The following is a 14,257-nucleotide window of genomic DNA, read 5'->3' as shown; positions in this document are numbered from 1 at the left end:
AGTATGTCTTTCCGATCTCAATCATACACATTATATTCTTCAATTTCATGACATACACTTTTTCATATTGATTCTTCTATGAATACCCTTCCCTACCACATGGACTATGTCCTACACGCGCTTGAGGAAGGAGACTTCTGCTGGAGTACTGTTAGAAAACCATGGAATTCATCTCATTTTATATACAGTGAAACAGCATTGGCTTTCTTTGGCTCACAAATAGCGAATAAATAAAAAACTTCCCAAAGACAGGGAAGTTTTTTCAACTAATCACAGTTCATTCTATTTCTTTCTATATTAGTTTTTTTGAAATAGATATCATTACGTGCATCTCTTCTTCAGATAAAGCTGAAAATCTTTCTTTTAAATACTGCTTTTTAGCTAATTCCATTTTCGCAACTAATTCTTTTCCTTGATCCGTAATTTCCAAATATACCACGCGGCGATCAGATGTAGAACGGGAACGTGTCACAAAACCTTTGTTAATTAGCTTTTCTGTAACAGCTGTAATATGACTATTTGATACATGCAGTTCATTCGCTACGCGAGAAACCATCTCTTTTTCATTACGATTTAATATACGGAGTACGAGAAACTCATTCCATGGTATGTAATCTCCAAAAATCTTCCCAATATCATTACGCAATGAACGAAACATAGCAAAAACATTTGCAGATAAATCCTCCATTAATTGTTCACGATTATGAGACACTGTTTACATCTCCCTTTTATTTCATATAGTTAAATAAAAACTTTATTAATCATATTACCGTATATCTTACATTTTGTCATCTTTTTCTCCACAAAGTTTCTCATATCATATTCACTTATTTGACTGATGCGTTTCCAAAACGAAACACATTTAGAAAAAATCCTCGTCCTTCACTAGAGCACGTATCATTTATTACCTATTTGGAAATAAATGATACAGGTTGCTTTTCTCACATGCTGAAACTCACATCAGCCACAAAAAGGGTGCGATTTGTCGCGCCCTTTTTGTGTGTATTTCCAATTATATATACATGTTATAATAGATAATGAAATATTTTCCATACTGCAAATACATTGGAGGTATATGATGAATTCAGATGAAGAAAACTTTTCCGATTTTAGTAGAAAAGATAAAATAATTGCTATCAGCACGATTGCCATTCTTATATTTCTTGCTTGCGCATTTATTTTCTTCGTTTATGTCGGTATTTTCCGTCTTATCGGTGTGGAATATACATCGCGAACTGCACTACTTCTCTTTTTTGTATTAATTCTTATACTAGATTGGATTAGTAATTTTTTAACGTTATTTTTCAAAGTACTGTTAACCCCCTTACTTACACACACAGCAAAATGGATAACCTTTTCCGTTTTATCTCTTATAGAAATTTCAATTAGTTGGATTGCAATTCATACTGCAGATGATTGGATGGAAAGTGTTACAATTTCAAATAAAGGAGAGCTACTTATTATCCTTGTCTTTTTCATTTTGGATAAAATATGGCCTGATGATAATAAAAAGAACAAGTAAGATTACAAGCTTTTCTTAATAAAAATTGATACAATAAAAGCAAAATATACAAAAGAGGTGTTATATATGGCATTACAACAATGGGCCGATAAAGGTATGTCTTTTGATACATACGTAAATAACATGACTGTAAACCAATACGAATTACTACATATTTATAATAACTTTTTAATTTCGAATGAATTATTGCCTGTTTTAGAGGAGCGTCAACATGATGGATGGCGCGTTATCGTATTAACAGCTGACTGGTGCGGTGATGCCCTTCTATGCGTACCAGTTATGAAGCGAATTTGCGAGGTTGCAAATATTGATATGAAATTATTGATCCGTGATGACAACCTAGAATTAATGGATCAATACTTAACAAACGGAACAGCTCGTGCTATTCCAATCTTTATTTTCATTGATAAAGATGGAAAAGAACAAGCAGTATGGGGGCCACGCGCTCCAAAAGTACAAGAATTAGTCACTTCTATGCGTGCTACATTACCTGAAAAAGATGACCCACAATTCGAAGAAAAACAGAAAGAAATGTATGCGAATTTCCGCGCTACATTAGCTGATGACACTTCACTTTGGGAACATGTCATGGAAGATATGATTAAAAAAATCGTAAAATAAAAAAAAACTGCCAAATGGCAGTTTTTTTTATCGCATAATGAAGAAATAGAACACCGCTGCTAAAATAAAGCGATAATAAGCAAATGGTGTTAACTTTACACGAGCTAATAATTTTAAGAATGAAACAATCGCAAGCATTGCTACAAGGAAAGCTGTAATAAAGCCAGTTGCAAACAATGTGATATCCGCTGAACTTAATACGTCCCAGCTCTTAATTAAATCTAACCCTGACGCTGCAACCATCATCGGTACCGCTAAAATAAATGTATATTCAGCTGCTGCTGTATGAGATACACGAGCTAATAATCCACCACTAATTGTAGATCCAGAACGTGAAAATCCTGGCCATAACGCTAAACATTGGAACATACCAATTGTAAACGCTTGTTTATACGTAATTTCATCTAATGTTTTTGCTGTACTTGGTCTTGAAAACTTCTCAGCAACAATCATTAAAATACCACCAACGATTAAACTAATAACAACAGGTCCTGGTCCAAATAAAACTTTTTTAATTGTACTATGGAATAACACACCAAGTACCCCTGCTGGAATCATACCAATAATGATATGTAATAAGTTTAAAGATGGTCCTTCTGTTACTTTTCCAATTCCAACTAATGACCATAAACGTTTCCAAAATACAACAACAACTGCTAAAATCGATCCTAATTGGATGACAACTTCAAATACTTTTGCTCTATCATCTTCAAATCCAATTAAATGTCCTGTTAAAATCATATGTCCTGTTGATGAAACCGGTAAAAACTCCGTTAATCCTTCAACAGCTCCCATGATTAAACCAATTAACCAATCAGCCACAAATAGTGCCTCCTTAATACCTTATATGTACTTTTTTCACACCTTATCATAATACCTTATCCTTTTCCAAAGTGCATCTTTTTTTTCATTCTTTCAAAATATAACAATGCACTCACGTATGTGTATTTCTTTTCTATTTTCTTGTTAAATTGTATGATAGAAAGAGTTTGGTCCTACATAGAAAGGAGCTTTTATGAAAGAAACAAATACATTCTTACAAAAAATAAAACAATTTGTATTACTATTTTTTCCGATTTTTGTGACGCAAATGTCTTTATTTGCAATGAGTTTTTTTGATACCACAATGTCAGGGCATGCAAGTCCTACTGATTTAGCAGGCGTCGCAATTGGAACAAGTGTATGGATTCCAGTTAGTACTGGATTAACAGGAATCTTAATGGCTACTACTCCTATTATTGCTCAGCTTGTTGGCTCAAAACAAAAAAAGGCTGTTCCTCATATCGTAATACAGGCCGTATATTTAGCAATTGGGGTTAGTTTACTTGTTATTCTCATCGGTACCTTTGCCGTTTCACCAATTTTAAAAGGTATGCATTTAGAAGAACCTGTTGAACATATCGCTTCTCAATTTTTAAGTATTATTTCAATTGGTATCATTCCTTTATTTGTCTATACTGTATTACGTGGTTTTATTGATGCATTAGGAAAAACGCGTACAACAATGATTATTACACTGCTTTCCTTACCTATTAATGTCATTTTAAACTATGTATTTATTTTTGGTCATTTCGGTTTTCCAAAACTAGGAGGCGTTGGTGCGGCAATTGCTTCTACTGCAACATATTGGTGCATTTTATTTATTACCATTATTATTATCTGTACGAAAGAACCATTTGCATCTTTTGGTATCTTCAGGCACTTATACAAACTTTCTATTTCATCCTGGAAAGAATTATTAAAACTTGGAGTGCCTATCGGGTTTGCCATCTTTTTTGAAACGAGTATTTTCGCTGCCGTTACACTTATGATGAGTAATTTTAATACAACAACAATTGCTGCGCATCAAACAGCTATGAACTTTGCTTCACTTTTATATATGACACCTTTAAGTTTAGCAATGGCTATGACAATTGCAGTTGGTTTTGAAGTTGGAGCAAATCGCTATACAAATGCAAAACAATATAGTTTTATTGGAATTGGTTTGGCGCTTGCTTTTGCCTTATTATATTCTATCCTACTTTTTTTCTTTGACGATCAAATTGCTTCTATTTATACAACAGATATTGCTGTTCATGATTTGGCAAAAGAATTTCTCATTTTCGCCATTTTATTTCAAATTTCAGATGCAATTGCTACTCCCGTACAAGGGGCACTCCGCGGTTATAAAGATGTGAATATGGCTCTCATTATGACACTTATTGCCTACTGGATTATCGGTCTACCGCTCGGGTATATATTGGCAACCTATACTTCTTGGGCAGCGAAAGGCTATTGGATTGGTCTTATTATCGGACTTGCATTTGGAGCTACCTTCTTACTTATTCGTCTCTTTCAAGTACAACGTAAATATACATCGCAAGAAAATCACTAATCATAGTGGCTTTTTTCTTCATGCATAGTTCCTCATTAAACGTGTAACATAAAGAAAAAGAAAGGTGTAAATCTATGGATGAAAAGAAACAAAAGCAGCACTATGACGAGGAGTTTGCTCCTGAAATCTCACCTGGATACAGGCAAGATGTTCATAAGCCACCTCAATATAAAAATACTTCAACTTCATTCTTAATTGGAATTGGTATTTTCGGAGTAATATTACTTGTACTCATTATTTTTGTCTACTTTTAATGAAAGGGGAATTATATATGACAAAACAATCCTCACTCTTTTCTAAAAGAGTTGTTAAAACACAAAAAGGATATGCAGGTGATTCTGTAAATGTGCATAAACAAGTAGAACAAGGAAATTTAGAAATCGCAAAAAAAGAAATTGGACAACAAAACGAAAACCTATGAATGTCCCTTCCTTATAAATGTTTGCTTCTGTTGGCATACTGAAAAAACGAAAACGCCCCCAGCCTTTGGGGACGTTTTATTCTACATATTGCCGCTGCTCTGCGACCTTGAATATATGATTTTCTTTTACAATCCTCATTTTATAATTTAAACTCATTTCCTCTCTCTTGCCATTCTCAATACCTGAAACATAAGCTATGGCACAATAAGTAAAGGTTTCATCTGATTCTTCACATATTTCTTCATTAGAAAATTTATACTCTAAAGTATGAAAACGATTCGGATAATAATTTCTCATTAATTGTTCATAACCGCTCTCTTCACTATCTTCCTCAAATATTTCCATTCCTATCTTTTTTATCTCCTCTTTATCCTGAATAGCAAAGACAGATAATTGCGCTGTAATAAGATACTCGCCTATTCTCTTCTTTTCACCAAAGGTTAACTGTTGTACTTCTTTTCTCTTTAATCTCTCAGATATTTGATACTGACTTTTCGGCTTGAATTTTATACATTCCTAAAAACAAAACACAAACGAACAATATCAGCATTGCCATCTTTTTGTTTTTCTTTCGTATCATGCACCCTCTCTATTCAATCATTAATATTATTTTATTACAAAGAAAGAAAATTCTGTTATTATGACATTAACCTAACTGATTTAAAGGAGAAATGAGGAAAATCATATGTACTCTTACAGGCAATATATACAACAAGCACTACCGAATACCACCATACACTCTTATGAACAAAATGAGAATGGATGGGATAATGTAGCGATTATTATTAATAATGAATGGCTCTTCCGTTTCCCACGTAAATCCGAATATGCAGAGCGAATACCTCTCGAAAAACAACTATGCGAATTCCTTTCTCATTCATTACAAGAGATAGAAGTCCCCCAGTACCGTGTTTTATATAGGAGCGAATCAGATTTCATTCCACTTTGTAGTTATTATAAACTCATTCATGGAGAGCCCTTAACAGCACAAACAATAGAAAGATTAACTGCAACAGAACGAGAAACAGTTATCACGCAGCTTGCTACCTTTCTCACTTCTTTACATACCATCCCGATAGAAGATGCTGTAAAATGGGAGTTTGCTGCTGAGAAGCCTATCTCATATTGGCGACAAATTCAAATGAAATTACACGATTATCTCGCACACACACTTACATCGTTAGAAAGAAAAATTTTTGATTGTTTATTCGAGGGGTTTTTTGAACATATACATGCACCTGATTTCAAAAGAACCATGATCCACGCTGACTTTACACATCATCACATTTTATTTGATGATGAGAAGAGAAGCATTGCTGGTATTATCGATTTTGGTGATGCCCGAATTGGAGATCCTGCCTTTGACTTTGCTGGATTATATAACGATTTTGGTAGTCGGTTTACAAGTGACATATACAAACAATACTGCAACCTCACTCCCCATCATGATTCATCTTTCTTTAAGCGGATCATTCAATTTTACCAATACAGTCCATTGCTTCATGGTCTTATTAATAGCTTTGAAACAAATAATGAACAGGAAATAAAAAAGAATCTAAAGCATTTACAAACCATACTTCAGGGAACGAATTAACTTCTTTCCCAATTCTCTTTTTCCTCATACATCATTAACTTCTTATCCATTTCTACAATTAATTTATACATTTGAAATGCCTGCAAAATTTGCAATTGAATAGAGAAAGGAGCCTGTTGTTCCTTTAACCATTGAAACACCTTCACTTCATTTGTCATGAATTGACCCTCCCATTACGAAGTTTTCCCTACATATATACCGTAAATGATGAAAAGCTTTTCATGTCAATCATAAAAAGGATGCAATTTTGCATCCTTTTAATGTAATATAGAATCTCTATAATTAGGTGTCTCTTGCTCTTCATCTACTTTACATTCATTCCGAAAAGCACAGCCATTACATTCAGAGCGAACTGTACGTTCTGTGTAATGTTCTGGTTGCTGTAACATCTCTTTCATCCTATATAAATCGTCCATTCCGTCTATCATATCTTTCTCTTTTGGAACATAGCTATGCCTAGTTCCTTCTATTAAATTAACAATTTCAATTTTTTCAGGGAGAACTCCGAAAGCTTTATAACTAAAAACAGCCATTAGCTTCTGACAAAGAGCCCGCATCTCTTCATTTGCATCAACAACATACTTTTTAATTACAAACGATTGCGCAGACCATTCACCAACTTCAAATGTTAATGAGATGTGCACACCTAACTCTTCCATATATGTTTGTAATTTTTCATATAAAAATAAAGGAGGTGTTTTACTTGCATCATTTTTTACAAACTGTAATAGATGGTCCGTTAGCTTTGCAAGAACAATATAATATTCGGCTTTAGAAGAGAACATTCCAATACGCACTTTACTCCAATGTCTTTCTAATAGTTCTAACAGGCGCACTGTCGTTTGTTTTTCTGCTGGTGATGTGTAATAGTCACAAATAATTTGATTTACAACCGCTTGCACCATTTGTTGCCATTCAAATGAAGAAGGTTCTCTTCTTTTAATATGGCGAAAATAAAACTTATGTGGACAACGCATAAAATCATATAAATGATAGTCTGTCATCGTTTTAATCGATATTTTCCCCTGCACCCATCTTCATCTCCCTCTCGCCATTAAGAAAGGTGTTTTACAAATTCAGCACCAAATTGAAGGCATTTCTCTACATCTTCATCTTCCGGCGTTAATTCTACTTTTAGCCCTTCCAGTACAACTTCAGCACCGCGCTCTCGTAACTTTTCTTCTAAAATATCAACAGCTGCTCCGTATTTTGGATAAGCAGAATCACAAGAGCCAAATACTGCCGCTTTTTTACCTGCTAATTGAATTTCTTCCATTTCATCATAAAAATCTAAAAAATCATCAGGAAGGTCACCATCTCCCCATGTATATGCTCCTAAAATAATTCCATCATATTCTTCTAGCATAGAAGCTTCTGGTGTATCCATGATATCAATTACCTCAATCTCATTTCCTGTCTCACGAATCGCTCCAGCAATATGATCAGCCATCTCTTCTGTATTTCCACTCATACTTGCAAAAATCATTACTAACTTATTCAACTGACTCTCTCCCTTGATTATGTATATCTTTTTCTGTTTTATTTGTTTTCTTCTCATCTACATATTCAGCACGAATTACATTTCGTTGCCATTCTATATGTTTATCTTCATTTTTAAATTCTTTCTGTCCAAGGCGAAATGCTTTCCTCATCTCTCCCTCACTCATTCTTTTATCTGTCCATATCGATGATAATAATTATCAATTCCAACTATACAACTAGATTAATTGAAAATGATTATCAAAGTCAATAACTATTTTTAAAAAAATAATGAAAAGGTACAAGCTTGTCCGCCAACTATTCATATACTATAAATGAGCATAGTTCTTTCTCAGCCCTCTCTAACGGAAAGAAATAAAAGCAACTGCGTTAATCGCAGTTGCTTTTTTTTTCTTGTTAAGCTTTTAGTAAATTCATTGTCGCTTGTAAAAATAACTTTGCACCGTCAATTAAAGCTGATTCATCCACATCAAATTTTGGATGATGATGGGGATAACAAGTCTTAATTTTCGTATTTCCAGTTCCTAATTTAATAAAACAACCTGGAGCTTTTCTTAAATATGCAGAAAAATCTTCCCCTCCCATTGAAGGAGCAAGTTTTACAATTCTATCTTTTCCAAACAACTCTATCGCACTTTCTTCTACTATTTTTGTAATAAATGTATCATTGATTACTGGGTCATATCCATAACGATATGTATACGTATACGTTGCACCATGTGCCTCTATAATCCCTCTAACAATTTTCTCAATCTTCTCCTCCGCTTCTTTCCTCAAAGTTTGATCGAAAGAGCGGACTGTTCCCATCAAATATGCTGTACTTGGAATAATATTATCCGCTGTTCCTCCATGAAATTGTGTTACAGAAACAACTCTTTGCATAAAAGCGCTTGTATTTCTAGATACAATATGTTGTAAGTTTGTAATGATTTGTGCACCAACTGCTATCGGATCTATCGTTTCTTCCGGCCTAGCAGCATGTCCCCCTCTTCCTTTTACTTCTATTGTAAATACATCAGGGGCAGCCATCATCGGCCCATATACAATCCCAATCTTGCCTGTTTCTAATCCAGACATAACATGCAAGCCAATAATATAATCCACACCGTCCATGACACCGGCTTTCACCATTTCCTGTCCACCGCCAGGATATACTTCTTCAGCATGTTGAAATAAAAGGCGAATTTCCCCATCCCAATTCTCATTCATATTCCCTATGGCTTCTGCTGCACCTAATAAAATAGCTGTATGTGCATCATGTCCACATGCATGCATAACTCCTGGCATAACCGAGGCATATGTTTTAGATGTCTCTTCTTGAATTGGCAAGGCATCCATATCTGCACGAATTGCTACTACTTTTCCATCCTTATTCCCTTTTTTCTTTGCCATCACACTGTACGGTGTCGGTCTTGTCACCTCAAAAGCTGCAAATGAACACAATGTATCATATATAAATTGTGAAGTTTTTTCTTCTTGGAATGATAGTTCAGGAAATTGGTGAAGATGCCTCCGCCACTTTATAATATTTTCCTCTGACACATGTTTCTGCCATCCTTTGCTTACATACTCCATTCCTGCCAACCTCCTTTTCACTCTTCACATTTCTTATTTCACTGTGATAATTCCATTTCCTTGTGAGATTTTCATTTATAAAAAAGACTTATACATTCCCTACTTATTAAAAAAAGACAAACCCATTACAAATTCATACAGAATGTAATATAATTGCTAAGTTAGGGATTTTCTTTTTTAGTATTTAGTGCTACTATCAAAAAAGAGCCTTTTTGTCTTATATTTACCTAAAATGTGGAATTTTGTTTTTTTCACAAAGATGTAGGATATGATACCTACATACAGTTATTATTTCATAAGAGAGGGAAAGACATGGAAAGATTAAAAGAGATATGGTCTCGACCACTCACACAATGGTTTGCAAAAACTTTTTATTATCTTGCAATTTTATTTGCTTTGCTTTGGTTGTATGGTTTCCATGATACAAACACAAGCACATTTATTTACAATGAATTTTAGGGTGGGAACGTTATGAAGTTATTAGAACAAATCGAAAAGTGGGCAGTTGAAACTCCTGACCAAACCGCTTTCGTTTGGCGAGATGCGAAAATTACGTACAGACAATTAAAGGAAGACTCTGATGCGTTAGCACATTGGATTTCTTCTGAGTATCCAGATGATTGCTCACCAATTATGGTATATGGCCATATGCAGCCTGAGATGATCATTAGCTTTTTAGGGTGTGTCAAAGCTGGACATGCTTACATTCCAGTAGATTTATCTATTCCAACTGATCGTGTACAGCGTATTGCTGAAAGTTCTGGTGCGAAATTACTTCTATCACCAGTAGAAGTGTCAGTAACCGATTTACCAGTTCGCATCATATCTGAAAACAACTTAAAAGATATTCTCTTTACTCATAAAGGAGAAACACCCCACCCTGCACATGCTGTAAAAGATGATGAAAACTTTTACATTATTTATACGTCAGGGAGCACAGGTAATCCGAAAGGTGTACAAATCACGTACAATTGTCTTGTAAGCTTTACAAAATGGGCTGCCCAAGATTTCAACTTACAAACGGGACAAGTATTCTTAAATCAAGCACCTTTCTCATTTGATCTATCTGTGATGGATGTTTACCCATCATTAGTAACAGGTGGTACGCTTTGGGCAATTGATAAAGATATGATTGCACGTCCAAAAGACTTATTTGCTTCTTTAGAACAATCTGATGTACAAGTATGGACATCCACACCATCTTTTGCAGAAATGTGTTTAATGGAGCCATCTTTCTCTGAAAGTATGCTGCCGAACATGAAAACATTCTTATTCTGTGGTGAAGTATTATCAAATGACGTAGCAAGAAAACTAATTGAACGCTTCCCAAAAGCAGCAATTATGAATACGTATGGTCCAACAGAAGCAACTGTAGCTGTAACCGGCATTCATGTTACACAAGAAGTCGTTGATACATATCAATCACTTCCAGTTGGTTACTGTAAATCTGATTGCCGTATTCTTATTATGAAAGAAGATGGTACGATTGCACCAGAGGGTGAGAAAGGTGAAATCGTAATTGTTGGTCCAAGCGTAAGTGTTGGCTATTTAGGAAGCCCTGAATTAACAGAAAAAGCATTCACAGTTATTGATGGCGAACGTGCCTATAAAACAGGTGATGCTGGCTATGTAGAAAATGGTCTCCTTTTCTATAATGGTCGTCTTGATTTCCAAATTAAATTACATGGTTATCGAATGGAATTAGAAGAAATTGAACATCACCTTCGTGGTTGCTCTTACGTAGAAGGCGCCGTTGTAATTCCAATTAAAAAAGGTGAGAAATACGATTACTTATTAGCGGTTGTTGTTCCAGGAGAGCATTCGTTTGAAAAAGAATTCAAATTAACATCTGCAATCAAAAAAGAACTCAATGAGCGATTACCAAACTACATGATTCCAAGAAAATTCATGTATCAACCTTCTATTCCAATGACACCAAATGGAAAGGTAGATCGCAAAAAATTATTGAGTGAGGTTACAGCATGACCGCATATGGATCATTTTATTTTTTCGCCATAGTGGGCATTTTATTAATACCTACTATTATAGCCGGATTAAAAGGTAAAATGTTGCGCAAATATAATGCCGTTCTAACGCTAGTCATGCTTGCAATTATCTTCTCTGATAAACCAAAGCAAGCAATGATGTTAGCAGCCTTTATTATTTGGCAATACATCCTGATTAAAGGCTATTTACTATTACGAAAACAAAATAATAATACGTTCATGTTTTGCATGGCTGTTATTTTATCGATTTTGCCACTATTCTTAGCAAAAATCGCACCGTTTGTACCTGAATTAAAATTTGTTGTTTTTCTTGGTATGTCCTACGTAACATTCAGGGCAGTACAAATGGTATTTGAAGTTCGTGATAACTTAATTAAGGAGTTCACATTCTTTAATTTCTGGGAGTTCGTTTTATTCTTCCCTGCTATCTCGACTGGACCTATCGATCGCTATCGAAGATTCCAAAAAGATATTCAAAAACCGCCAAGTGCTGAAGAATATCAAAAATTACTATACACAGGGATGAACCGTATTTTCCAAGGGTTTCTGTATAAATTTATAATTGCTTATTTACTACAGAAGTATTTTGTTGATGCAGTATTTGCAAATCAAGATACGTTTTTATCTAATGTTATTTATATGTATAGTTACAGTTTATACCTATTCTTCGATTTTGCTGGTTATAGTGCATTTGTAATCGGTGTCAGTTATATGATGGGTATTAAAACACCAGAAAACTTTAATAAACCGTTTATCAGCCGTAATATAAAAGACTTCTGGAACCGTTGGCACATGAGCTTATCTTTCTGGTTCCGTGACTTTATTTATATGCGCTTTGTCTTTTTCGCAACAAAGAAAAAGTTAATTAAGAATCGATATACGATTTCATATATCGGCGCATTTTTAAACTTTTTCATTATGGGAATTTGGCATATTTTAGGTGAACATGTATATCAATACATTATTTACGGCCTATATCATGCAGCTCTGTTTATTTTGTTTGATATTTTCGAACGAAAAAACAAAAAGCATAAGTTTTGGCCAAATAATAAATTCATGCATGTTCTTGCAATTGTAATTACATTCCATTTTGTATGTTTCGGTTTCCTAATCTTCTCTGGTCACCTTAACAGATACTTTTAATGAATAACTTCTTTTCTTACAGTTAAGAAGTTACACATAACATATTTCGGATATAAAGGAGATTTTAAAAATGGCAGAATTCAAAGATCAAGTATTAGATATTTTAGAAGAAGTTTGTGAAAATGATATTGTAAAAGAAAATCTAGATGTACAATTATTTGAAGAAGGTATCCTTGATTCTTTCGCTACAGTATCTTTATTAGTAGAATTCCAAGAACGTCTAGATATCGAAGTATCTATTTCTGATTTTGATCGTGATGAGTGGGCAACACCAAACATGATTATTAAAAAGTTGGAAGAAATCCGATGAAAAAAGCAACTTTTGGACCGATGCTCTTAGCATTGGCCCTTTTTGCTGTATTCCTACTTATTCCAACACGCTTCCTACTTCCACTTGTAAGTGATAAGAAAGTAGAACAAGCAGCAACTTCTTTAAAACAAGAAAAAATACAAAGTATGGTTTTACAGCAAAAAATGTTAGAAGATCCGAAATACCTTCCGATGTATGGTTCATCGGAATTTGCAAGAATGGATGCTTTTCATCCATCCAATTACTTTAAAGTAAAACCTGAAGGATTCACACCATTCCTTCTTGGACGTGGTGGAACACAAGACTTGATCCATGTGCTAAACTTCGCATCTACAATGGATCAATTAAAAGATAAGAAAATGGTCTTTATCCTTTCACCACAATGGTTTGTACCACAAGGAATTGATGAAACACACTTTGCACCTAACTTTTCTAAACAACAAGGCTATCATTTCCTTTTCAATAATGATCTAAAGCCTGAAATGAAAAAACAAATTGCAAAACGCTTATTAAACTTTGAGATTGTAAAGAAAGAGACGTTATTAAAAATATCTTTAGAAGGTATTGTCTATGATGATCCAAAGCACAATATTAAAGCACTTGCGGCAAAGCCTTTCGCTTATCTTTACCGCAATATTTTAGATCGTAAAGACATCTTTACAGCAATGTTTAATATTAAACCGCATAAAGAAAATCTCGATCCGTCATTAAAACAAATGAACTGGAATGAAACGCGTAAACACGCAGATCAAACTGGTAAATTAGAATCTCAATCAAATGAATATGGTATCGAAGATGATTACTTCAATAGCAAAATTAAAAAGAAATTGAAGCAACGACAAGGTTACTTAAAAAATGATGCTTATGACCAATCTCCAGAATATGAAGATTTACAAATTGTACTTGATTTATTAAAACAATCAGGTGCAAAACCACTCTTCATCTCTGTTCCTGTAAAAGGCCCTTGGTATGATTATGCTGGATTCCCAAAAGAACGACGCGAATTATACTACAAGAAAGTTCATGAGCAAATTAAGCAAGCTGGCTATCCAATTGCTGACTTCTCAAATCACGAGTATGATAAATATTTCTTAAAAGATCATATGCACTTAGGTTGGAAAGGCTGGGTATACATCGACGAAGCCATTCAACAATTTCATAAGGCAAACTAAAAAAAGACCGCTTGAATT

19 protein-coding genes are annotated in these 14,257 nt (G+C 34.3%); 11 read left to right on the top strand and 8 right to left on the bottom strand.

Annotation, left to right across the window (positions count from 1 at the left end):
- Positions 1–292: 292 nt before the first annotated feature.
- Positions 293–712 carry a MarR family winged helix-turn-helix transcriptional regulator gene (locus LOK41_RS12445; protein ID WP_174099521.1) on the bottom strand — a complete coding sequence of 140 codons (420 nt, stop codon included), beginning with the start codon at positions 710–712 and terminating at the stop codon, positions 293–295.
- A 366-nt stretch (positions 713–1,078) separates the two neighbouring features.
- Here LOK41_RS12445 and LOK41_RS12440 point away from each other — a divergent pair, with 366 nt between their 5' ends.
- The gene (locus LOK41_RS12440; protein ID WP_241816764.1) at positions 1,079–1,522 is read left to right on the top strand and encodes a YrvL family regulatory protein; all 444 of its coding nucleotides are present in this window, start codon (positions 1,079–1,081) and stop codon (positions 1,520–1,522) included.
- A 66-nt stretch (positions 1,523–1,588) separates the two neighbouring features.
- A complete protein-coding gene (locus tag LOK41_RS12435) occupies positions 1,589–2,143 on the top strand; it encodes a thioredoxin family protein (protein WP_241816763.1) in 555 nt (184 codons plus the stop codon).
- Between the two features lie 27 nt (positions 2,144–2,170).
- Here the strand turns inward: LOK41_RS12435 and uppP are convergent, their stop codons facing one another.
- Positions 2,171–2,965, bottom strand: coding sequence for a bacitracin resistance undecaprenyl-diphosphatase (gene uppP / locus LOK41_RS12430; RefSeq protein WP_174099518.1), 795 nt, complete (start codon positions 2,963–2,965; stop codon positions 2,171–2,173).
- A gap of 193 nt (positions 2,966–3,158) precedes the next feature.
- Here uppP and LOK41_RS12425 point away from each other — a divergent pair, with 193 nt between their 5' ends.
- From LOK41_RS12425 to LOK41_RS12415, 3 genes are all read left to right on the top strand, one after another.
- Positions 3,159–4,517, top strand: a complete 1,359-nt coding sequence (locus tag LOK41_RS12425) for an MATE family efflux transporter (RefSeq protein ID WP_241816761.1) — start codon at positions 3,159–3,161, stop codon at positions 4,515–4,517.
- Positions 4,518–4,591: 74 nt separating this feature from the next.
- Positions 4,592–4,771 carry a 2-isopropylmalate synthase gene (locus tag LOK41_RS12420; RefSeq protein WP_241816760.1) on the top strand — a complete coding sequence of 60 codons (180 nt, stop codon included), beginning with the start codon at positions 4,592–4,594 and terminating at the stop codon, positions 4,769–4,771.
- Between the two features lie 17 nt (positions 4,772–4,788).
- Positions 4,789–4,938, top strand: coding sequence for a hypothetical protein (locus LOK41_RS12415; protein WP_241816758.1), 150 nt, complete (start codon positions 4,789–4,791; stop codon positions 4,936–4,938).
- A gap of 76 nt (positions 4,939–5,014) precedes the next feature.
- Here LOK41_RS12415 and LOK41_RS12410 read toward each other — a convergent pair whose 3' ends face one another.
- Positions 5,015–5,284, bottom strand: coding sequence for a BlaI family transcriptional regulator (locus tag LOK41_RS12410; protein WP_241816757.1), 270 nt, complete (start codon positions 5,282–5,284; stop codon positions 5,015–5,017).
- A gap of 340 nt (positions 5,285–5,624) precedes the next feature.
- Between LOK41_RS12410 and LOK41_RS12405 the strand changes: the two genes are divergently transcribed.
- Complete coding sequence (locus LOK41_RS12405) at positions 5,625–6,533, top strand: aminoglycoside phosphotransferase family protein (protein ID WP_241816755.1); 909 nt, start codon at positions 5,625–5,627, stop codon at positions 6,531–6,533.
- Here LOK41_RS12405 and LOK41_RS12400 read toward each other — a convergent pair.
- The 5 genes from LOK41_RS12400 to LOK41_RS12380 form a co-directional block, all read right to left on the bottom strand.
- On the bottom strand, positions 6,530–6,691 hold the full coding sequence (locus tag LOK41_RS12400; protein WP_241816752.1) for a hypothetical protein: 162 nt from the start codon (positions 6,689–6,691) through the stop codon (positions 6,530–6,532). The genes LOK41_RS12405 and LOK41_RS12400 overlap by 4 nt on opposite strands.
- Positions 6,692–6,790: 99 nt before the next feature.
- Positions 6,791–7,564 carry a hypothetical protein gene (locus LOK41_RS12395; RefSeq protein ID WP_241816751.1) on the bottom strand — a complete coding sequence of 258 codons (774 nt, stop codon included), beginning with the start codon at positions 7,562–7,564 and terminating at the stop codon, positions 6,791–6,793.
- 23 nt (positions 7,565–7,587) lie between these two features.
- Positions 7,588–8,034, bottom strand: coding sequence for a flavodoxin (locus tag LOK41_RS12390; RefSeq protein ID WP_241816750.1), 447 nt, complete (start codon positions 8,032–8,034; stop codon positions 7,588–7,590).
- Positions 8,027–8,185, bottom strand: a complete 159-nt coding sequence (locus LOK41_RS12385; RefSeq protein ID WP_241816748.1) for a hypothetical protein — start codon at positions 8,183–8,185, stop codon at positions 8,027–8,029. Before LOK41_RS12385 ends, LOK41_RS12390 begins: the two co-directional genes overlap by 8 nt.
- Positions 8,186–8,429: 244 nt before the next feature.
- Positions 8,430–9,608 carry a M20 metallopeptidase family protein gene (locus LOK41_RS12380; protein ID WP_174099510.1) on the bottom strand — a complete coding sequence of 393 codons (1,179 nt, stop codon included), beginning with the start codon at positions 9,606–9,608 and terminating at the stop codon, positions 8,430–8,432.
- Between the two features lie 312 nt (positions 9,609–9,920).
- Between LOK41_RS12380 and LOK41_RS12375 the strand changes: the two genes are divergently transcribed.
- From LOK41_RS12375 to dltD, 5 genes are all read left to right on the top strand, one after another.
- Complete coding sequence (locus LOK41_RS12375; protein ID WP_003206349.1) at positions 9,921–10,067, top strand: teichoic acid D-Ala incorporation-associated protein DltX; 147 nt, start codon at positions 9,921–9,923, stop codon at positions 10,065–10,067.
- A gap of 12 nt (positions 10,068–10,079) precedes the next feature.
- A complete protein-coding gene (gene dltA / locus LOK41_RS12370; RefSeq protein ID WP_241816747.1) occupies positions 10,080–11,594 on the top strand; it encodes a D-alanine--poly(phosphoribitol) ligase subunit DltA in 1,515 nt (504 codons plus the stop codon).
- Entirely contained in the window at positions 11,591–12,757 is a 1,167-nt protein-coding gene (gene dltB, locus LOK41_RS12365; protein WP_241816745.1) for a D-alanyl-lipoteichoic acid biosynthesis protein DltB, read from the top strand. The genes dltA and dltB overlap by 4 nt, the downstream gene beginning before the upstream one ends.
- A 70-nt stretch (positions 12,758–12,827) precedes the next feature.
- Entirely contained in the window at positions 12,828–13,067 is a 240-nt protein-coding gene (gene dltC / locus LOK41_RS12360) for a D-alanine--poly(phosphoribitol) ligase subunit DltC (RefSeq protein ID WP_174099507.1), read from the top strand.
- Entirely contained in the window at positions 13,064–14,239 is a 1,176-nt protein-coding gene (dltD, locus tag LOK41_RS12355) for a D-alanyl-lipoteichoic acid biosynthesis protein DltD (RefSeq protein WP_174099506.1), read from the top strand. The genes dltC and dltD overlap by 4 nt, the downstream gene beginning before the upstream one ends.
- Positions 14,240–14,257: the final 18 nt, after the last annotated feature.

This window comes from Bacillus sp. TL12, from assembly GCF_022625245.1.
Taxonomy (GTDB): Bacteria; Bacillota; Bacilli; order Bacillales; family Bacillaceae_G; genus Bacillus_A.
This window is presented reverse-complemented; position numbering and strand designations above follow the sequence as displayed.

What these genes read in the sequence shown, in the direction of transcription:
- LOK41_RS12440 (WP_241816764.1), top strand. Translation starts at nt 1,079, where the DNA reads ATGAATTCAGATGAAGAAAACTTTTCCGATTTTAGTAGAAAAGATAAA.
- LOK41_RS12435 (WP_241816763.1), top strand. Translation starts at nt 1,589, where the DNA reads ATGGCATTACAACAATGGGCCGATAAAGGTATGTCTTTTGATACATAC.
- LOK41_RS12425 (WP_241816761.1), top strand. Translation starts at nt 3,159, where the DNA reads ATGAAAGAAACAAATACATTCTTACAAAAAATAAAACAATTTGTATTA.
- LOK41_RS12420 (WP_241816760.1), top strand. Translation starts at nt 4,592, where the DNA reads ATGGATGAAAAGAAACAAAAGCAGCACTATGACGAGGAGTTTGCTCCT.
- LOK41_RS12415 (WP_241816758.1), top strand. Translation starts at nt 4,789, where the DNA reads ATGACAAAACAATCCTCACTCTTTTCTAAAAGAGTTGTTAAAACACAA.
- LOK41_RS12410 (WP_241816757.1), bottom strand. Translation starts at nt 5,284, where the DNA reads ATGGAAATATTTGAGGAAGATAGTGAAGAGAGCGGTTATGAACAATTA.
- LOK41_RS12405 (WP_241816755.1), top strand. Translation starts at nt 5,625, where the DNA reads ATGTACTCTTACAGGCAATATATACAACAAGCACTACCGAATACCACC.
- LOK41_RS12400 (WP_241816752.1), bottom strand. Translation starts at nt 6,691, where the DNA reads ATGACAAATGAAGTGAAGGTGTTTCAATGGTTAAAGGAACAACAGGCT.
- LOK41_RS12385 (WP_241816748.1), bottom strand. Translation starts at nt 8,185, where the DNA reads ATGAGGAAAGCATTTCGCCTTGGACAGAAAGAATTTAAAAATGAAGAT.
- LOK41_RS12380 (WP_174099510.1), bottom strand. Translation starts at nt 9,608, where the DNA reads ATGGAGTATGTAAGCAAAGGATGGCAGAAACATGTGTCAGAGGAAAAT.
- LOK41_RS12375 (WP_003206349.1), top strand. Translation starts at nt 9,921, where the DNA reads ATGGAAAGATTAAAAGAGATATGGTCTCGACCACTCACACAATGGTTT.
- dltA (WP_241816747.1), top strand. Translation starts at nt 10,080, where the DNA reads ATGAAGTTATTAGAACAAATCGAAAAGTGGGCAGTTGAAACTCCTGAC.
- dltB (WP_241816745.1), top strand. Translation starts at nt 11,591, where the DNA reads ATGACCGCATATGGATCATTTTATTTTTTCGCCATAGTGGGCATTTTA.
- dltC (WP_174099507.1), top strand. Translation starts at nt 12,828, where the DNA reads ATGGCAGAATTCAAAGATCAAGTATTAGATATTTTAGAAGAAGTTTGT.
- dltD (WP_174099506.1), top strand. Translation starts at nt 13,064, where the DNA reads ATGAAAAAAGCAACTTTTGGACCGATGCTCTTAGCATTGGCCCTTTTT.